The organism is Psychromonas sp. KJ10-10, assembly GCF_047323245.1.
In the GTDB taxonomy this organism is placed as follows: domain Bacteria; phylum Pseudomonadota; class Gammaproteobacteria; order Enterobacterales; family Psychromonadaceae; genus Psychromonas.
Window position 1 is genome coordinate 477,603 of sequence record NZ_CP178826.1, and the last position, 19,006, is coordinate 496,608.

Here is a 19,006-nt window from a genome sequence, read left to right on the forward strand (position 1 = left end):
ATTAATAAAGCACAATAAATCAGTGCGTTATTAAAATTTATACAAAGCTTAATTTAGATAGGAAAACAAAATAAATGAACATCCAATTTTCAAAAATGCATGGGTTAGGTAATGACTTTATGGTCATTGATAATATCACGCAGAATGTTTTCCTTTCTAAAGATGCTATCCGCCGTTTAGCCGATCGTAATTTTGGTGTCGGGTTTGATCAATTATTAATGGTTGAAGCTCCTTATGATCCTGAGCTTGATTTTCATTATCGCATTTTTAATGCCGATGGCAGTGAAGTAGAGCAATGTGGTAATGGTGCTCGCTGTTTTGCACGCTTTGTAAAGTTAAAAGGCCTAACTCAAAAGCGAATTGTTAATGTCAGTACAGCAAAAGGAAAAATTCAGCTTAAAATTGAACAAGACGGCAATATAACCGTTGATATGGGAAAACCTATTTTAGAGCCCGCTAAAATTCCCTTTGAAGCGCAAAAAGAAGAGAAAACCTATATATTACGCGTTGAAGATCATACCGTTTTATGTGGTGCAGTCTCAATGGGTAACCCACATTGTGTGGTCATGGTTGACGATATAAAAACAGCTCCCGTTGAAACACTAGGGCCTTTATTAGAAGTACATGAACGTTTTCCCAATAAAGTAAACGTTGGTTTTTTAGAAGTAGTCAGTCGTGATTTTGCCAAATTACGTGTATGGGAAAGAGGTGTTGGTGAAACACTTGCATGTGGCACTGGTGCCTGTCTTGCATGACCGTGATAGGTCAATTACAGGGGAAGCTTGATACCCATTGCACCATTGAATTACCAGGAGGTAAATTAAGGTTTTTCTGGCAACCAGGATTGAGTGGTTTCGTATGAGTGGGCCCGCAGACTTTGTTTTCGATGGGCAGATTCAGGTTTAGCCTAAGTTTTAATAGGAGGGCATTGAAGACAAATATGTCTGCTCTCTCTTAAAGCTTACTCAGTTAATGATCTCATTACAAAAACCAATCGACCAGTACCTTAATCACCTTGCTAGCCAGCGAGGTTTAAGCCTAGTCACTATTAATAATTATCAGCGAAATTTAGCTGAATTTGTTGCCTTAGTCCTTGATATAAACCTAACTGAATGGTCTGAATTAGAAAGTGATCATGTACGTTTAATGGTTAAAAAGCTTAATCAAAAAGGCATTAAAGCACGCTCTATTGCAACCAAGCTATCTGCATTACGCTCTTTTTTAACTTACCTTGTGGATAATGAAGTACTGACATTCAACCCTGCAAAGGGAGTCGTCGCACCTAAACTAGATAACCCACTACCTAAAAACATTTCTGTTGATGAAGTTTTCCAGCTACTCGATATGGATGATAATGATCCGCTTAGTTTGCGAGACAATGCCATGATGGAGCTTATGTACTCATCAGGATTAAGACTTAGCGAATTAGTAAGTCTTAACTTAAAAGATATTAAAATACATAAAAAAGAGATGATTGTATTAGGCAAAGGTAGTAAACAAAGATTATTACCTATTACAGAAAAAGCAATTGTAGCTATTGGCGCATGGCTAAAAGTCCGTAGTGATTATTGTGAGCCTGGGGAGACAGCTCTGTTTACTTCTAAACTTAAAAAGCGTATTTCCGTACGTAGTGTGCAAGCTAGAATGGAAAAATGGGGACTACAACAAAACTTAGCTAGTCACCTTAATCCACATAAGCTACGTCACTCCTTTGCTACTCATATGTTAGAATCATCAGGCAATTTACGCGCCGTGCAAACATTACTAGGACATGCAGACCTATCTACCACACAGGTATACACACACCTCGATTTTCAGCACCTCTCAGAGGTCTACGATAAAGCTCACCCTAGATCAAAACGGAAAAAATAATGAAATTCTACCGCCCTTTAAAACCCTTTAAAGCTATTAGCTTTGATCTTGACGATACTTTATATAATAACCACCCTATTATGAAAAAAGCAGAAATAGACTTCATTATTTATCTGAATGAGACCTATCCTGAGCTAAGTGAGTTAACCTCTCATCAATGGAATTTATATAAAAAGCATGTATTAAATGAAAACCCAGATCTTATTAATGATGTATCTTTATGGCGACTCAAAATTTTACAAAAAATAATGGTTATATTTGGCATTACTGAATATAAAGCCATTGAATATGCACAAATTGCTTTTGCAGAGTTTTTACGTTTACGCAGTAACTTCGAGGTGCCCAGTGAAAGCATCACTTTATTAGAAAAATTATCACAACATTACCCTGTTATTGCGATTACCAATGGTAACGTAGATGAGAAACAGATCGGTCTACATGATAAGTTTCAATTTATTCTTAAAGCTGGTGGCACACTTGCAACCAAGCCACAGGCAGATCTGTTTATACAAGCGACCAAACAATTAAATATTGAAGTAAGTGATATTCTACATGTAGGAGATCACGTTATTAGTGATGTATTTGGCGCACAAAACAACCATGCCCAAGCAATCTGGCTTAATGAACATAAACAACCTTTAAATGGTGCACGTTTATTACCAACGGTTGAAATTAACCAACTAAATCAACTATACTTCTTAATTACTGAATAAATAAACAGGTGTTTTTATAATATGGATGTTTCCTACTTAATCGATAGTTTAAACGACTTCCAACGTGCGACTGTTTCAGCACCAGAGCAAAATATGCTGGTATTAGCAGGCGCAGGAAGTGGAAAAACACGTGTTTTAACACATCGCATAGCATGGTTAATGCAGGTAGAAAACATCCCAACTTATGGCATTTTAGCAGTAACCTTCACCAATAAAGCGGCTAAAGAAATGCGTGCCCGTATTACTGACATTTGCCCCTTTCAAATTGGTGGCATGTGGATAGGTACCTTTCACGGTATCGCTCATCGTTTATTACGCTTGCACTATCAAGAGGCTAATTTACCAGAGCAATTTCAGATCATCGACAGTGATGATCAACAGAAAATAATTAAGCGTATTATTAGAACCCTCAACCTTGATGAAAAATACTATCCAGCAAAAGAGCTACAATGGTATATCAATGATAAAAAAGACGATGGATTACGCGCCAAACATATAGAAGCAGGTTACAGCTTACAGGATAAACAACGTTTACAGGTTTATCAGGCCTACGAAGAAGCTTGTCAATTGGCGGGATTAGTTGATTTTGCAGAGTTATTATTACGTGCCCATGAATTGTTACTTAATAATGACGCTCTATTAAAACATTACCAGGATCGCTTTAAACATGTATTAGTAGACGAATTTCAAGATACCAACAAATTACAATACGCATGGCTAAATTTACTTACCGATAACGATAATTTTCTTACTATTGTTGGTGATGATGATCAATCAATTTACGGTTGGCGTGGTGCTGATGTTGAAAATATCCAACGCTTTCTACGAGAAAAAAATAACCCCGTAACCATTCGTTTAGAGCAAAACTATCGTTCTACAGGGCATATTCTAAACGCCTCTAATCAGTTAATTCAAAATAATAGCGATCGCTTAGGTAAAGAACTCTGGACAAGTGGCGAAGATGGTCAACCTATTGCAATTTATAGTGCTTTTAATGATTACGATGAAACCCGTTATGTGACTTCACAGATCCAAGCCTGGGAGCGAGAAGGCAATAAACTTTGTGATTGCGCTATTTTATATCGCAGTAATGCACAATCGCGATTGTTTGAAGAACAGTTTATGGCCCATCAATTGCCTTATCATATTTATGGAGGGCAACGCTTCTTCGATCGCCTAGAAATCAAAGATAGTATCGCTTACCTTAGACTGATGAATAATCATCAAGATGATCGTCGCCTTCGAACGTATCGTCAACAAACCAAAACGTAAAATAGGTAATACTACACTAGACAAAATTCGACTCTGTGCACGCGATCAAGGCTACACCATGTGGCAAGCAAGTCTTCACTTACTTGAAAACAAACAATTAAGTGCGGGTGCACGTAGCTCCTTAAGTGGGTTTATTGAACTAGTTAGTCGTTTCAAAAGTGAAACCTCTGAGTTACCTCTATTTCAAATGGTAGATCACATCATTGACCATTCTGGTTTAAAAGCCATGTTCGAAGCAGAAAAGGGTGAAAAATCACGTAGTCGTATCGAAAACTTACAAGAGCTCGTATCGGCAACTAAAGGTTTTGTTATTCCCGAAGAAGAACAGGAAATGGATGAGTTAACCGCCTTCTTAGCCTATGCTCGCTTTAGAGTCTGGTGATAACCAAGCCGATGAATTTGAAGATGCGGTGCAATTGATGACCATGCATTCCGCCAAAGGGTTAGAGTTTTCTCAAGTGTTTATGGTTGGTGTCGAAGAAGGTATGTTCCCAGGACAACGCTCTACTGAAGATGAAACACGTCTCGCGGAAGAACGACGCCTTTGTTATGTAGGTATGACACGAGCAATGAAAAAACTCACCATTTGTCATGCCGAAAGTCGTCGATTATATGGCCAAGAAAAATTTCATTCCCCTTCTCGATTTATTGCCGAGCTACCTGAGCAAGATATTCAATTTGTAAGAAAAACCGCACAGGTTAAACGTGTACAACAACCCGTTAGCTCTCCTCTCTGCGTTTAAAGGTGAAAGCCAAGATGTATTAGGATTTAAGCTAGGGCAACAGGTAAAACACGTAAAATTTGGTGAAGGTACTATCATTGCACAGGAAGGAAGTGGTGAAAATAGTCGATTACAAGTACACTTTTCAGAAGTTGGTAGTAAATGGTTAATGACCGCTTACGCCCGTTTAGAAGCCTTATAAACGCTAAGCTTATGATATTAATAAAGTCATTTTAATAAGCAGTCCTTGGATTTTTAGACAGTTTAATTTAAATCAATATTTTCTGTTTTTTTGTTTAAAAATTACCCATAAAAAATAAAAAAGCAACTACGCTTTAATGGTCGTTCAATATTTTTATGGAGACCATAATGGGTTTTAAACCAATAAAAGAGTTCTTGGTGTACATTGAAGAATGTCATCTTGCACTCGCAGATCTTTATTTACGATTAAGTCGCGAAGTAACCGATGAAAAAGTAAAAGGTTTACTCAATTTCATGCGCAATAAAGAACAATTATCTTTTTTAATCTGCATGAATATGTAGAACATGCTCCAACTAGCCTTTTAGAGACTTGGTTAGAAAATATTTTTGACCAAAGTTTTCCGAGCAAATGCCAAAAAATGCAAACCCAGCCGAACTTATCGATACAGGATGTGCTTGGATTAGCAATGAAGTTCGATATGCAACTGATTGAATTAACTCAAACAACCGCTTATAACTCGCCCACCATCGAGGCAGAGTTAGCCTTAGAAAACATCAGCAACCAGGAAGAAGAAGCATTACATCAAGTGGTTACTGCCAGCCATGAGTTTGAGTATATATAAGTACACCTAATTGATTTTAAATATAAAAATAATACAAATGAGTCAGACAGACAATGCCTCTAGTTTTCCGCGTGGATAAATTGTAGAATTCCCACTTTATTATTAGTACCTATCAACTGGTGAATTATCTATGAAAGTTTTTATCCAACAACAACTTGAACAAGTCATTGTTTCTCTTCAAACACAACAAATACTTCCTCTGGATATTCAGCCTCGAATCGTTATTGATCGCACTAAAGATAAATCACACGGTGACTTCGCTAGCAACCTTGCCTTGATGCTAGCCAAACCAGCTAAACAAAATCCACGTGCACTTGCCGAGTTAATTGTAAAAAACTTGCCTGAATCTGAGCTTATTAGTAATACAGAAATAGCAGGTCCAGGTTTTATTAATTTTTTCATCAACCCTAATTACCTAGAGCAACAAATAGATAGTGCTTATGCAGATCCACGTTTAAATGTTGAATTAGCAAAAACACCACAAAATATCGTTATCGATTACTCATCACCTAACCTTGCAAAAGAAATGCATGTTGGACATTTACGCTCAACCGTTATTGGTGATGCCGTAACACGTACCTTAGAATTTCAAGGTCAAAATGTGATCCGCCAAAACCACGTAGGCGATTGGGGAACACAGTTTGGTATGTTACTCGCCTACATGGAAGAAACTACGCGCACAAAATGTAGAAATTTCTAAAAACCTTTCTGACTTAGAAGTCTTTTATCGTGCGAGCAAAGGGGCGCTTTGACGAATCGGAAGATTTTGCTAATCGATCTCGTTTTCTAGTTGTTGAACTACAAAATGGTAATGAAGAATGCCTAGCATTATGGAAAGAATTTAAAGACATTAGTATCTCACACTGCCAAGAAACCTATGAGCGTTTAGGTGTAAGCTTAACTTTACAAGATATTCATGGTGAAAGTGCCTATGATAAAGACCTATCTGTGGTAGTTAGCGATTTAGATAAACAGTCTCTTTTACAGGAAAGCCAAGGCGCTAAATGCGTATTTTTGGATAGTTTTAAAAATAAAGAAGGTGAACCTCTTCCTGTTATTATTCAGAAAAAAGACGGTGGCTTTTTATATGCAACCTCTGATTTAGCGGCGATTCGTTACCGTCAATCAGTATTAAACGCCGATCGTGCGCTTTATTTTGTAGATGCACGCCAAAGTTTACACTTTCAACAAGTCTTTGAAGTCGCTCGCTTAGCTAAGTTTGTTGAACCACAAACTACCCTTGAACATATGCCTTTTGGTACTGTGATGGGGGAAGATGGAAAGCCGTTTAAAACACGAGCTGGCTCAACACCTAAATTATCAGACTTACTTACTGAGGCAGAACAACGTGCCTATGAATTAGTAAAAGAAAAAAATCAGCAAATGCCAGAGGAAGAGCTTCGTCATATTGCCTCTGTGATTGGTATATCCTCAGTTAAATATGCAGACCTTTCTAAAAATCGTACCAGTGATTACACCTTTAGTTTTGATAGCATGTTGAGCTTTGAAGGAAACACTGCACCTTATTTATTATATGCTTACACACGTGTTATCAGCATATTCAATAAAGCTGATATCGCCTTAGATAGCATTACAGCTAATGTTTCCTTAACGGAAGAAAAAGAAAAAGACCTGGCCAATAAATTAATGCAATTTAATGAAATCGTTAATCAAGTAGGTCAACAGGGTATGCCACATTTCCTATGTGCTTACTTATTTGAATTAGCGGGTCTATTTTCAAGCTTTTATGAAGCTTGCCCTATTTTAAGCGCACAAACGGATACTCAAAAACAAAGTCGCTTAAAATTAGCGACATTAACCGCTAAAACACTGCAACAGGGCTTATCATTGTTAGGTATTAATACCTTAGAGCAAATGTAATTATGGCACCTCCTAGTCGACGTAAAAGAAGCACTACAGCCAAAAAAGCAAGGCCAACTGCACCTAAAAAACCAAATAAGGGAAAACAAGGTTTTCCTTATTTGGCTGTTATTGTCTGCTTTGTTATTATGTGCTTTTATTGGTTATTTTATGTTTGCTGTTGAAAAGCCAACTCCTGTCGAAACAGTACAAAAACAAACGCTAAAAAAAGAAGAGGTATTACCTGAAAAACCTCAACCTAAATGGCAATACGAAGAGTTTTTACCTAGCAAAGAAGTGACTGTTGATATTCCAGAAGAACCTAAAAATACTCGCCCATATCAAATGCAATGTGGTTCTTTCAAACGACAAGAAGATGCTGAATCTTTAAAAGCTAGAATCGCTTTCCAAGGGTTAAAAAGCATCGTCAAAAAAACAGGGACATGGTATCGCGTTATATTAGGCCCCTATGAAAGAAAAAGGTTAGCCGAAAAAGATCGCCATAAACTACAACGCGCCAAAATTAACGGTCGCCAAATATGGTATTGGCGATAAAATAAGTAACTTCTTAAAAAGGGTAAATGATATTTACCCTTTTCTGTTTCTGTTCTCTTGAAATTTATATCCTTCCCCCTATATCTATTATATACATATCAATGAACAGGTAATTAAAATGACAACTATTGTTTCAGTGCGCCGTGGTAACCAAGTGGTTGTGGGTGGTGACGGTCAAGTTTCTCTCGGTAATACAGTCATGAAAGGCAATGCACGTAAAGTGCATCGTTTATATAACAACAAAGTAATCGCAGGTTTTGCCGGTGGCACTGCAGATGCATTCACCCTATTGGAACGCTTTGAAGCAAAGTTACAAGCTCATCAAGGTAATTTAGAACGTGCGGCTGTTGAACTCGCGAAAGATTGGCGAACCGATAAAATGTCGCGCAAGTTAGAAGCATTATTAGCAGTTGCAGATAAACACCATTCTTACATCATTACTGGTAACGGTGATGTTGTTCGTCCTGAAAAAGATCTTATTGCGATAGGTTCTGGTGGTAACTTTGCACAATCAGTCTGCCATCGCACTACTCGAAAATACAGATTTAGATGCAAAGACAATCGTAGAAAAAGCATTAACAATTGCAGGTGATATCTGTGTATTCACTAATGCTAACCAAACTATCGAAGTTATCGATTTTGATAGTAATGAAAAATAATAGCGATAAATAGGATAATAAAATGTCAGATTTGACTCCAAAACAGATAACCCATGAATTAGATCGCCATATCATAGGCCAAAGTAGCGCAAAACGTGCCGTTGCAATTGCACTTCGTAATCGCTGGCGTCGTATGCAATTAGATGAAGATTTTCGTCAAGAAGTAACGCCAAAAAATATATTAATGATTGGCCCTACAGGTGTTGGTAAAACTGAAATAGCACGTCGTTTAGCAAAACTTGCAAACGCACCTTTTATTAAAGTAGAAGCAACTAAATTTACTGAAGTAGGTTATGTTGGTAAAGAAGTAGAAACAATTATCCGTGATCTCGTTGATGTTGCTATTAAAATCACTCGTGAACAGGAAATGGTAAAAGTTACCACTAGAGCTGAAGATTTAGCGGAAGATAAAATTCTAGATATTCTTATTCCACCAGCGAAAACCTCTGGCGAATGGGATACAAGTGACGACAAAATAGAAGATGGCGCAAGCACGTCAATCATTCCGTAAGAAATTACGTGAAGGCAAACTTGATGATAAAGAAATAGAAGTTGATGTTCCTGCCCCACAAATAGGAGTAGAGATCATGGCTCCTCCTGGTATGGAAGACATGACCAATCAATTACAGGGTATGTTCCAGAATTTATCAGGTAAAAGCGAAACTAAAAAAAGAAAAATGAAAATTAAAGATGCGCTAAAAGCGATTATAGAATCAGGCAAGCAAATCTTATCAACCAAGAAGATCTAAAAGAACGTGCTATTTTTGCAGTTGAAAATAACGGCATTGTGTTTATTGATGAAATAGACAAAATTTGTAAACGTGGTGATAGTAGTGGTCCAGATGTTTCACGTGAAGGTGTTCAACGAGACTTATTACCATTAATTGAAGGCTCCACCGTTAGCACAAAACATGGCATGGTAAAAACAGACCATATGTTATTTATTGGTTCTGGTGCATTCCAAGTTGCTAAACCATCTGATTTAATACCTGAGTTACAAGGCCGTATGCCAATCAGAGTAGAATTAGAAGCACTTAAGGAAGAAGACTTAGCTCGTATCCTAACAGAGCCTAAAGCATCGCTTAGCGAGCAGTATCAGGCACTATTAGCAACGGAAGGTGTTTCTATCCAATTTACACAGGATGGTATTAATAAAATAGCTAAATCAGCATGGCATGTTAATGAAACTACTGAAAATATAGGTGCTAGACGCTTACATACTTTGATGGAACGCATTATGGATGAATTATCCTATGAAGCTTCTGACCGTAAAGGTGAGTCCATTATTATCGATGAAGCTTATGTTGCTAAAGCATTAGATGAATTGGTAGAAAATGAAGACCTAAGCCGTTACATCCTATAAAAACGAAAAACGCCAGAGCAATAAATATTGCTCTGGCGTTAAAATATCTAAATTGAAAATATTTATCTAAAAAGGACTTTCTTTATTTAATGCTTCGCATATTGTTAATATCGCAAGTGCTAAAGAAGACTTAATAACCTGTTGCTGACGGTTCAGTTGCATCTGATAAAAAACCAAATCCACATCATCATCTGCTCGCAAAAATAGGCTCAAAAGAAACCATTCCCATACTTTTTGCTAAATTTAACTTTTTATCTTTTCAACAATCAGTTGATCAGTAAAGTTATATTCACAACCGTCATTACTTAATAGTTTTTTTAACTTTACAATATCTTCGATATCTTGATAAATAGCATGCGGAATAACACCTAAGGCAAATAAGAGTTTTAAACGTACAGACAATTCACCAAGAGGACCTGAATCATGTAATAAAGGTCCTACAACTGATTGAACCGCAAAGTCGTTTTTTAAAAATATTCGCTCAATGAGTGTTTGAACTACTTGCTCAAACACTTCAACGCAAGAGATAAAAAAACCACGAACCGTTAAACTCGCATTTAAATACTCTAATATTTCATTTTCTTTTATTCTTTCAGGCATATTCCACTGCTGTTAAATAAATAAGCGATTACAAACTAGCGCTTATTTATAATTAATCCATTAATGCAAAAAAACTTTCTACTTGTACAGCTTCTGGGCTATCTTCATCAAGACCAGTATAATGAGCTAGCGTTTTACGTAAGCCAATATCATTTAGAGATGCTTATAGTTCCACTGCTTGTGGATCATCATCATTTTTATATTTAAAAGCTGCATGCGATTCCTTTCAACAACATCTGGTTGTCTGTTGCGTATTCTATTGTACCAAGTAATGGCTTAATAAACCTTTCATTTACGCTTAATTTACGTATAGGTTGACGTCCAACTCTATCAATTTCATCATGAAGATATGGATTTGCAAAACGACCTAATATTTTTTCAATATATGCATTATGTGCATCACGTTCAAAGCCGTAGCGTTTAATTAATACTTCACCACTTTCTTGCATAGCTTTTTTGACTTGATCTTTAACAATAGGATCATCAATCGCTTCTTTAATTGTGTCATGACCAGCTAAAGCACCTAAATAAGCCGTTACAATATGTCCGGTATTTAAAGTAAATAATTTACGTTCAATAAATGCCATTAGATTATCAGTTTTTGTCATCCCTTCGATAACTGGGATCTCACCTTTAAATTGTTGTTCATCAACAATCCATTCACTGAAACTTTCTACTGTTACTTCTAGAGGATCATCTGATTCTGAAGGAGGTACAATTCTATCTACCGCTGAATCAACAAAACCAACTAAACGTTCTGCTTTTTCATGGTATTTTTCATCTAAATGTTTGTAAATTTCTGTTTTAAGGAAAGTTGTTCCTCGGATCATGTTTTCACATGCAATGATATTTAGAAATTTCTCGTTGTTTGCATCAAAACGTAATGCTAAACCTTGTGCTAATTTACTAGCAATAATCACTAAAACATTTGGTCCTACAGCAGTGGTAATAAGATCTGTTTCACTGACTAAAGAAACTAAATCATCACTCGTTGAGTTAATGGCATCAACACCAGAAACAGCTTCTGTTTTACACTCAGCTCCGACTACTTTGACATTATATGTGTTTAAAGTAGAGAGTAAATTAATGACTTTCTCATCAACATCAGCAAAGGTAACTTTAATACCAGCATCTGCTAATAGTTTACCAATAAAGCCACGGCCAATGTTGCCTGCTCCAAAATGTACTGCTTTCATAACATATTCCTACTTGTATAAGTTTAATAAATATATAAATATAAATCCATAGAGAGTTACCCCTCTATGGACATCATTACTTTTACGCTTTTAATATATTTAATATTTCATTCACATCGTTACTTTTGATAAGAGTTTCAATTGAACTTTCATCATCTAAAGCATTTGTGATAGTTGAAATAACTGCAATATGTTCATCATTTTTAGGCGCAATACCGATAACTAATTTAGCAACATCATCTTCATCATCACCCCACTGAAGACCATCTCTGTATTGACAGATTACAATTCCTGTTTCCATTACTTTATCTTTAGCGACAATAGTACCGTGAGGAACCGCAATAGACTCACCTAAGTAAGTTGATACTAATTTTTCACGATCAAACATACCATCAACATATTCAGCTTTTGCATAACCAAGTTTTACAAGTTGCTCACCTGCAAAACGAATTGCATCAAGTTTATTATCAGCAGTTAAACCTAAGAAAATATTCTTTTCTGCTAATTGGAAAACAGGTTTGTCCTGTGCATCATCAGCAACCACTTCAGCGACCTCTGGAGCGACCTCAGGTGTTGAAGCAGAAACAATCTCCTCAACCAAGTTGTTATACATAGTGTTATCTAAGAAGTTAGTTAACGATAAATGTACTGCATTTCTTGCATGGTTACGTGCACGAGTTGTTAAATCTTTATGTGTAACAACAATATCAACATCACCTGGTAAATCGTTAATTGCACAGTTAGTTACACTAATAGACAGACCTGCTGATTTTACTTTTTTCGCAAGTAAGCTAGCACCCATTGCACTTGAACCCATACCAGCATCACAAGCTACAATGATTTTTTTAACCGCTGTTAAATCAATATCTTTAAGGTTTTTTGCATTTGCTGGTGCTTCTTCTTTAGCACTGCTTGTTTTTTTCATGCCTTGTAATTTAGAAGATGCTTCTTCTAAATCTGTTTCTTCACCTGTTTCTTTTTGTGTTTTCATTAGGAATGAAGCAACAATGAATGAAACCGTTGCGTGCAGTTGCTACTGAAAGTAACACACCCATTAATGATGCTTTAGGTGTCATTAATAATACCGCGAAGATTGAACCTGGTGATGCTGGTGATACAAGACCTGCATCAAACATCGTTAATGTGAATACACCTGTCGCACCGCCTGCAATTACTGCAAGGATTAAACGTGGGTTCATTAATACATACGGGAAGTAAATTTCATGGATACCACCGAAGAAATGAATGATAGTTGCACCACCCGCTGTTTGTTTCGCTGTACCGCGACCAAATACGATGTAAGCAAGCAATAAACCTAAACCTGGACCTGGGTTTGCTTCAATTAAGAAGAAAATTGATTGACCAAAGTCACTTGCTTGTTGGATACCTAATGGTGAGAAAATACCATGGTTGATCGCATTGTTTAAGAATAGGATTTTTGCTGGCTCAACAAAGATTGATGTTAGTGGTAATAAACCTGCTTCAACCAATGTGTTAACACCCGCGACTAGCCCAGTAGATAATACAGTAACGAATGGACCAATAAGGTAAAATGCAACAATACAACCAATCATACCGATAATACCGGCTGAGAAGTTGTTCACTAGCATTTCAAAACCACTTTTTACTTTACCATCAACTGCTTGGTCAAATTTCTTAATTGCCCAACCGCCCACAGGACCTGCAATCATTGCACCCATGAACATTGGAATATCTGTACCAACGATAACACCCATTGTTGTGATAGAACCAACTACTGCACCACGATCACCACCGATTAGCTTACCACCGGTAAAACCGATCATTAATGGTAATAAATAAGTGATCATAGGACCAACTAGTTTAACTAACTCATCATCTGGCACCCAACCCGTTGGGATGAAAAGCGCGGTAATTAAACCCCACGCAATAAAAGCGCCAATATTTGGCATAACCATATTGGACAAAAAGCGTCCAAAATTCTGTATTTTGACATTAGCTTCTGGTGATATCATAAGTTGTTCTCGCTGTATGTTATTAAAATTAATGTGCAGTAATGTCTTTATTTCGCCACTACTTCATTAGACTTGGTAAATCTAGCACAAATAACAAAATAGGATAGATAGCTGAAAAATATGGGATCTAGATCAAAAAACAAAATCGAAAATTAGGATATTAGAAGATCAATGTCACATAAGCTCTATGTTTTTTTACAACAAAATATTAAAACTTAACTTACGAACACACTATGGTGATATAGATCACATTATTTTTTAAAATTAAAATAATACAATGTGACAAAGATCACTTTAAATGACAATTAAATTTAATACTCTAAATAATTAAGTGATTTAGATCACATTAAATATCAGATGTAAGCTATTGTGTAATTTAATTACAGAATAGCTTGTTGAGTAATTTCAATACAAAACGAATAAAAAACAAGCAACTTGAAGTTAAAAATACCCCATAAATAATTTAGAGCTGTATTCCTTATTAAAAAAGCCTTAATAAATTAATACAATGAAAGAGTAGATAGGTAGTTAATAATTGAATCAAAAAGCACTAATTCACTGCATTATTGCTGAACTTTATAGCTAAAAAATACCAATTCCGCTAATTTATTGAGCACTTAGCTTAATGGAATTGGTGTAAATATTAGTCTTTTTGTGTTTTTAGCATTAAAGAAGCAACAATAAATGAAACCGTTGAAGAGGCAATAACCGAAACAATAACACCGACTAGAGAAGCTTTAGGCGCCATTAATAGAACTGCAAAAATAGAGCCTGGTGAAGCGGGTGAAACAAGCCCTGCATTAAACATTGTTAGTGTAAAAACGCCAGTCATGCCACCAGCAATAACAGCAAAAATTAAACGAGGATTCATTAATATATAAGGAAAATAAATTTCATGGATACCGCCGAAGAAATGAATGATTGTTGCACCACCAGCAGTTTGTTTTGTTGAGCCTTTACCAAAGGCGATATAAGCAAGTAGCAACCCTAAACCAGGGCCAGGATTTGCTTCAATTAAAAAGAATATTGATTGACCGTAATCATTTGCTTGTTGAATGCCTAAAGGTGAAAAAATCCCATGATTAATGGCATTATTCAAAAATAGAATTTTCGCAGGTTCCACAAATATTGACGTGAGTGGTAATAAACCTGCATTTACTAATGCATTAACACCTACAGCTAACCCACTGGAGAGTAAACTCACTAAAGGGCCTATTAAATAAAACGCAATAATACACCCAATCATGCCAATAATACCGGCAGAAAAGTTATTCACTAACATTTCAAAACCAGTTTTAATTTTACCTTTAACCGCAATATCAAATTGCTTAATTGCCCAACCCCCTAAAGGGCCTACGATCATTGCTCCCATAAACATAGGAATATCAGTACCTACAATGACACCTATTGTAGTAATAGCACCAACTACAGCGCCACGTTCACCAGCAATTAATTTACCTCCCGTATAACCAATCATTAATGGTAATAAATAGGTGATCATAGGACCCACCAATTTAACTAACTCATCATTTGGGATCCAACCTGTTGGAATAAATAATGCAGTGATCAATCCCCAAGCAATAAAAGCGCCAATATTTGGCATGACCATATTAGATAAAAAACGGCCAAAATTTTGAATCTTAATCTTCATTTCTGGAGATATCATAAAAAGTTCCCTCTCTTTATTTAATAATAATAGCAAATATATTAACGAGGTGATCAGGCGCTATTATGCTGAATTGCAACAGAAGTTAATCTCACAGCAATACTCACAACATAGTTAATAACGATTTAACAAGTAAGGTAGATCACCTTTTTAGTTCCATTGGTGTAGATAACGATCAATAACCAATACAGTGTAGATCTAGGATAAATAAAAAAGAATAAAGGTGATGAAAATTTATGAGGTAACGTACAAAAATATTTTTAATAACAAGGAAATAAAGAAAGATATTACCTATTTAAGCCTATTAGCTTATTAATATACTGAAAGTATTACAATATTTCAAAATGAAGGTGTGTTGACAAATATTAAATGTAAAAAAATTACCCAAACTAATAACTAGATTGGGTAACTTTATTTAAGCAATATACTTATTTAAATGTATTCAAATTAAGAAAACTATTTAGCGGCTGATTTTAAATCTTCAACCAAGTTATTATACATAGTGTTATCTAAGAAGTTAGTTAACGATAAATGTACTGCATTTGCTTGCATGGTTACGTGCACGAGTTGTTAAATCTTTATGTGTAATAACAATATCAACATCACCTGGTAAATCGTTAATTGCACAGTTAGTTACACTAATAGACAGGCCTGCGACTTTTACTTTTTTCGCAAGTAAGCTAGCACCCATTGCACTTGAACCCATACCAGCATCACAAGCTACAATGATTTTTTTAACTGATGATAAATCAATATCATTAATGCTCTCTGCGCTTGCTGAAGCGACTTCTTTTGCACTGCTTGTTTTTTTCATGCCTTGTAATTTAGAAGATGCTTCTTCTAAATCTGTTTCTTCACCTGTTTCTTTTTGTGTTTTCATTAGGAATGAAGCAACAATAAATGAAACCGTTGCTGAAGCCGCTACTGAAAGTAACACACCCATTAATGATGCTTTAGGCGTCATTAATAATACCGCGAAGATTGAACCTGGTGATGCTGGTGATACAAGACCTGCATCAAACATCGTTAATGTGAATACACCTGTTGCACCACCTGCAATTACTGCAAGGATTAAACGTGGGTTCATTAATACATACGGGAAGTAAATTTCATGGATACCACCGAAGAAATGAATGATAGTTGCACCACCCGCTGTTTGTTTCGCTGTACCGCGACCAAATACGATGTAAGCAAGTAATAAACCTAAACCTGGACCTGGGTTTGCTTCAATTAAGAAGAAAATTGATTGACCAAAGTCACTTGCTTGTTGGATACCTAATGGCGAGAAAATACCATGGTTGATCGCATTGTTTAAGAATAGGATTTTTGCTGGCTCAACAAAGATTGATGTTAGTGGTAATAAACCTGCTTCAACCAATGTGTTAACACCCGCGACTAGCCCCGAAGATAATACAGTAACGAATGGACCAATAAGGTAAAATGCAACAATACAACCAATCATACCGATAATACCGGCTGAGAAGTTGTTCACTAGCATTTCAAAACCACTTTTTACTTTACCATCAACTGCTTGGTCAAATTTCTTAATTGCCCAACCGCCCACAGGACCTGCAATCATTGCACCCATGAACATTGGAATATCTGTACCAACGATAACACCCATTGTTGTGATAGAACCAACTACTGCACCACGATCACCACCGATTAGTTTACCACCGGTAAAACCGATCATTAATGGTAATAAATAAGTGATCATAGGACCAACTAGTTTAACTAACTCATCATCTGGCACCCAACCCGTTGGGATGAAAAGCGCGGTAATTAAACCCCACGCAATAAAAGCACCAATATTTGGCATAACCATATTGGACAAAAAGCGCCCAAAGTTTTGTATTTTGACATTAGCTTCTGGTGATATCATAAGTAGTTCCCGCTTTGTTTTTTTGATTAATATAGATAAGGGTTAGTTAAACCATTACCTCGGTTGTTTGGTCGCAGGGAATTTAACACAGAAAACAAAAGAGAAAAGAGACAGCAAAAATATGAGATATACAACACAAAAAATTATTGTATAAAAAAACAAGCGATCTAAAGCACATATTTTTAATGTTTTTTTATTACATTAAACAAAAAAGTAACATAACGTAACATTTAAGTGATTTAGATCACTTAAAAAAACAATTAAAAGAAATGATAGTGTGATTTAAATCACCATATATTATTAACTTTTTTGTTTTTAAAAATTAAAAGTGATTTAGATCACTTGCAATTATATTTACAGGCCATAAATGTAAAATCATGTAATTTAGTTACATTTTATTAATAACTTAAATAACCTTTTATTTAACAACTTTTTTAAATATAAATAAAAATCCAATCATTATTACATTATGACCCTGTAAATACTTCATACCTTCATGTTAAAAATAAAATAACCACTTCAAAAACAACACCTTAAAAACTGGCATGGTACTAGCATTATCTCTACTACACATCAACAAAGGGAGATAACAATGAAAAGCACAACAACAATTGCATTTTCAACGCTATTACTTACTTCGCCAACCCTTGCAATCGCTAGTCAATATAATTGGCAAGGTGATTATATCGATGAGTCTATGAAAAAAGAGTGGTTTATTTAACGGGTATTTAAATACCCAGACAAAGCATTACCTAAGCAATTAATTGCTAATTTATAAATAATCAAACTAAATAATCAATTAGCCATTATCAACACTAACAAAAAACAAAGCGACCAAAGATATCAACTTATCTTCAGTATTAATGATTACAAAAGTACACCTGTGTATTAATAACAGTAATGTAAACAATAAGTTGATACTGAGCGCTTTAACTATTATCCATCATTAAAAAGGAATTATTTATGCTTCGCTGGGTATTAATATTTTTAATCATAGCTTTAATTTCAGCTGTATTTGGTTTTGGCGGTATTGCAGGTGTCGCATGACCGGAATAGCACAGGTTATTTTTTATCTGTTTATTCTTTTATTTGTCATTTCCGTTATTTTCAACTTATTCAATAAATCAAAATAGAAGGTATCACTTATGTTAAATACTAAAAATTATAAATATTCAGCCATTATTGCCAGTTTATTATTTGCTTTAACTGCCTGCTCAGAAGGCCCTGCAGAAAAAGCGGGTGAGAAAATAGATGATGCAACAACGGATCTTCAAAATGCCATAGAAGATAGTTGCGAAAGCGTAAAAGACGCAGTAAATGCAACAGATAAAGATTGCTAATATCAACTCAATCTAGACATTTTTATAACTAAAAAATATAGGAGACTGATTATTATGAATAACATTTTTGAAAAATTAAAAGAAAGCCATGAAAAGCAACGCATGTTAATGGAAAATTTACTACAAACTTCAGGGGACTCTTCAACAAGAAGAGAGTTTTATCAAGAGTTAAAAAAGGAATTGAAACAACATGCCATTGCTGAAGAGCGCTACTTCTACGCACCTTTAATCGAGAAAGATAATACGATTAAAATGTCACGCCATGGAATAGCAGAGCATCATTCCATTGATAAAATAATAAAACAATTAGACCAAACAGAGTTTAGCTCTTCGGGATGGTTGACCATTATGCAATCTTTACAACATAAAGTATTACATCACCTTGAAGAAGAAGAACAACGTTTTTTCCAAATGGCAGGTAAAGTACTATCTAATCAGCAAAAAGATCTTTAGCAGTGGAATATGCTAATGAAATGCAAAGTTAATTC

14 protein-coding genes and 6 pseudogenes are annotated in these 19,006 nt (G+C 35.6%); 14 read left to right on the forward strand and 6 right to left on the reverse strand.

Features of this window, described 5'->3' with window-relative positions; genetic code table 11:
• Positions 1 to 74 precede the first annotated feature (74 nt).
• From dapF to hslU, 10 genes and pseudogenes are all read left to right on the forward strand, one after another.
• A pseudogene (dapF, locus tag ACLKMH_RS02780) lies at positions 75 to 906 on the forward strand (diaminopimelate epimerase).
• 66 nt (positions 907 to 972) lie between these two features.
• The gene (gene xerC, locus ACLKMH_RS02785; protein WP_413700778.1) at positions 973 to 1,872 is read left to right on the forward strand and encodes a tyrosine recombinase XerC; all 900 of its coding nucleotides are present in this window, start codon (positions 973 to 975) and stop codon (positions 1,870 to 1,872) included.
• On the forward strand, positions 1,872 to 2,585 hold the full coding sequence (locus tag ACLKMH_RS02790) for an HAD-IA family hydrolase (RefSeq protein ID WP_413700779.1): 714 nt from the start codon (positions 1,872 to 1,874) through the stop codon (positions 2,583 to 2,585). The genes xerC and ACLKMH_RS02790 overlap by 1 nt, the downstream gene beginning before the upstream one ends.
• A 21-nt stretch (positions 2,586 to 2,606) precedes the next feature.
• Positions 2,607 to 4,781: pseudogene (gene uvrD / locus ACLKMH_RS02795) on the forward strand (DNA helicase II).
• A gap of 167 nt (positions 4,782 to 4,948) precedes the next feature.
• A complete protein-coding gene (locus ACLKMH_RS02800; RefSeq protein ID WP_413700780.1) occupies positions 4,949 to 5,122 on the forward strand; it encodes a hypothetical protein in 174 nt (57 codons plus the stop codon).
• A 77-nt stretch (positions 5,123 to 5,199) separates the two neighbouring features.
• Positions 5,200 to 5,403, forward strand: coding sequence for a hypothetical protein (locus ACLKMH_RS02805; protein ID WP_413700781.1), 204 nt, complete (start codon positions 5,200 to 5,202; stop codon positions 5,401 to 5,403).
• Between the two features lie 130 nt (positions 5,404 to 5,533).
• Positions 5,534 to 7,284, forward strand: a pseudogene (gene argS / locus ACLKMH_RS02810) (arginine--tRNA ligase).
• A gap of 111 nt (positions 7,285 to 7,395) precedes the next feature.
• A complete protein-coding gene (locus ACLKMH_RS02815) occupies positions 7,396 to 7,818 on the forward strand; it encodes an SPOR domain-containing protein (protein ID WP_413700782.1) in 423 nt (140 codons plus the stop codon).
• Positions 7,819 to 7,936: 118 nt separating this feature from the next.
• Positions 7,937 to 8,410 (forward strand): ATP-dependent protease subunit HslV, encoded by a 474-nt coding sequence (gene hslV / locus ACLKMH_RS02820; RefSeq protein WP_413700783.1) that lies wholly within the window; start codon positions 7,937 to 7,939, stop codon positions 8,408 to 8,410.
• Positions 8,411 to 8,499: 89 nt separating this feature from the next.
• Positions 8,500 to 9,840: pseudogene (gene hslU, locus ACLKMH_RS02825) on the forward strand (ATP-dependent protease ATPase subunit HslU).
• A 66-nt stretch (positions 9,841 to 9,906) separates the two neighbouring features.
• On the opposite strand, the pseudogene ACLKMH_RS02830 reads toward hslU, so the two are convergent.
• The 6 genes and pseudogenes from ACLKMH_RS02830 to ACLKMH_RS02855 all read right to left on the reverse strand — a co-directional run bounded on the left by ACLKMH_RS02830 (position 9,907) and on the right by ACLKMH_RS02855 (position 17,178).
• A pseudogene (locus ACLKMH_RS02830) lies at positions 9,907 to 10,440 on the reverse strand (MltR family transcriptional regulator).
• A gap of 203 nt (positions 10,441 to 10,643) precedes the next feature.
• Positions 10,644 to 11,636 (reverse strand): mannitol-1-phosphate 5-dehydrogenase, encoded by a 993-nt coding sequence (locus ACLKMH_RS02835; RefSeq protein ID WP_413700784.1) that lies wholly within the window; start codon positions 11,634 to 11,636, stop codon positions 10,644 to 10,646.
• A gap of 82 nt (positions 11,637 to 11,718) precedes the next feature.
• Positions 11,719 to 12,627, reverse strand: a complete 909-nt coding sequence (locus ACLKMH_RS02840; RefSeq protein ID WP_413700785.1) for a PTS sugar transporter subunit IIA — start codon at positions 12,625 to 12,627, stop codon at positions 11,719 to 11,721.
• Complete coding sequence (locus ACLKMH_RS02845; RefSeq protein WP_413700786.1) at positions 12,602 to 13,630, reverse strand: PTS mannitol transporter subunit IICBA; 1,029 nt, start codon at positions 13,628 to 13,630, stop codon at positions 12,602 to 12,604. Before ACLKMH_RS02845 ends, ACLKMH_RS02840 begins: the two co-directional genes overlap by 26 nt.
• 643 nt (positions 13,631 to 14,273) lie before the next feature.
• Positions 14,274 to 15,296 (reverse strand): PTS mannitol transporter subunit IICBA, encoded by a 1,023-nt coding sequence (locus ACLKMH_RS02850; RefSeq protein WP_413700787.1) that lies wholly within the window; start codon positions 15,294 to 15,296, stop codon positions 14,274 to 14,276.
• Positions 15,297 to 15,813: 517 nt separating this feature from the next.
• Positions 15,814 to 17,178 (reverse strand): PTS mannitol transporter subunit IICBA, encoded by a 1,365-nt coding sequence (locus tag ACLKMH_RS02855; RefSeq protein ID WP_413700788.1) that lies wholly within the window; start codon positions 17,176 to 17,178, stop codon positions 15,814 to 15,816.
• Positions 17,179 to 17,770: 592 nt separating this feature from the next.
• Between ACLKMH_RS02855 and ACLKMH_RS02860 the strand changes: the two genes are divergently transcribed.
• The 4 genes and pseudogenes from ACLKMH_RS02860 (at position 17,771) to ACLKMH_RS02875 (ending at position 18,971) form a co-directional block, all read left to right on the forward strand.
• Positions 17,771 to 17,899 carry a hypothetical protein gene (locus tag ACLKMH_RS02860; protein WP_413700789.1) on the forward strand — a complete coding sequence of 43 codons (129 nt, stop codon included), beginning with the start codon at positions 17,771 to 17,773 and terminating at the stop codon, positions 17,897 to 17,899.
• Between the two features lie 242 nt (positions 17,900 to 18,141).
• Positions 18,142 to 18,311 (forward strand): annotated as a pseudogene (locus ACLKMH_RS02865) (DUF1328 domain-containing protein).
• A gap of 12 nt (positions 18,312 to 18,323) precedes the next feature.
• A complete protein-coding gene (locus tag ACLKMH_RS02870) occupies positions 18,324 to 18,518 on the forward strand; it encodes a hypothetical protein (RefSeq protein ID WP_413700790.1) in 195 nt (64 codons plus the stop codon).
• A 54-nt stretch (positions 18,519 to 18,572) separates the two neighbouring features.
• Positions 18,573 to 18,971 carry a hemerythrin domain-containing protein gene (locus tag ACLKMH_RS02875; protein WP_413700791.1) on the forward strand — a complete coding sequence of 133 codons (399 nt, stop codon included), beginning with the start codon at positions 18,573 to 18,575 and terminating at the stop codon, positions 18,969 to 18,971.
• The last annotated feature ends 35 nt before the right edge of the window (positions 18,972 to 19,006 follow it).

Excerpts from the sequence above, each read along its gene's own strand:
- ACLKMH_RS02835 (WP_413700784.1), bottom strand. The coding sequence starts at position 11,636 with ATGAAAGCAGTACATTTTGGAGCAGGCAACATTGGCCGTGGCTTTATT.
- ACLKMH_RS02860 (WP_413700789.1), top strand. The coding sequence starts at position 17,771 with ATGAAAAGCACAACAACAATTGCATTTTCAACGCTATTACTTACTTCG.
- ACLKMH_RS02805 (WP_413700781.1), top strand. The coding sequence starts at position 5,200 with ATGCAAACCCAGCCGAACTTATCGATACAGGATGTGCTTGGATTAGCA.
- ACLKMH_RS02875 (WP_413700791.1), top strand. The coding sequence starts at position 18,573 with ATGAATAACATTTTTGAAAAATTAAAAGAAAGCCATGAAAAGCAACGC.
- hslV (WP_413700783.1), top strand. The coding sequence starts at position 7,937 with ATGACAACTATTGTTTCAGTGCGCCGTGGTAACCAAGTGGTTGTGGGT.
- ACLKMH_RS02850 (WP_413700787.1), bottom strand. The coding sequence starts at position 15,296 with ATGATATCTCCAGAAATGAAGATTAAGATTCAAAATTTTGGCCGTTTT.
- ACLKMH_RS02855 (WP_413700788.1), bottom strand. The coding sequence starts at position 17,178 with ATGATATCACCAGAAGCTAATGTCAAAATACAAAACTTTGGGCGCTTT.
- ACLKMH_RS02840 (WP_413700785.1), bottom strand. The coding sequence starts at position 12,627 with ATGAAAACACAAAAAGAAACAGGTGAAGAAACAGATTTAGAAGAAGCA.
- ACLKMH_RS02845 (WP_413700786.1), bottom strand. The coding sequence starts at position 13,630 with ATGATATCACCAGAAGCTAATGTCAAAATACAGAATTTTGGACGCTTT.
- xerC (WP_413700778.1), top strand. The coding sequence starts at position 973 with ATGATCTCATTACAAAAACCAATCGACCAGTACCTTAATCACCTTGCT.
- ACLKMH_RS02870 (WP_413700790.1), top strand. The coding sequence starts at position 18,324 with ATGTTAAATACTAAAAATTATAAATATTCAGCCATTATTGCCAGTTTA.
- ACLKMH_RS02790 (WP_413700779.1), top strand. The coding sequence starts at position 1,872 with ATGAAATTCTACCGCCCTTTAAAACCCTTTAAAGCTATTAGCTTTGAT.
- ACLKMH_RS02800 (WP_413700780.1), top strand. The coding sequence starts at position 4,949 with ATGGGTTTTAAACCAATAAAAGAGTTCTTGGTGTACATTGAAGAATGT.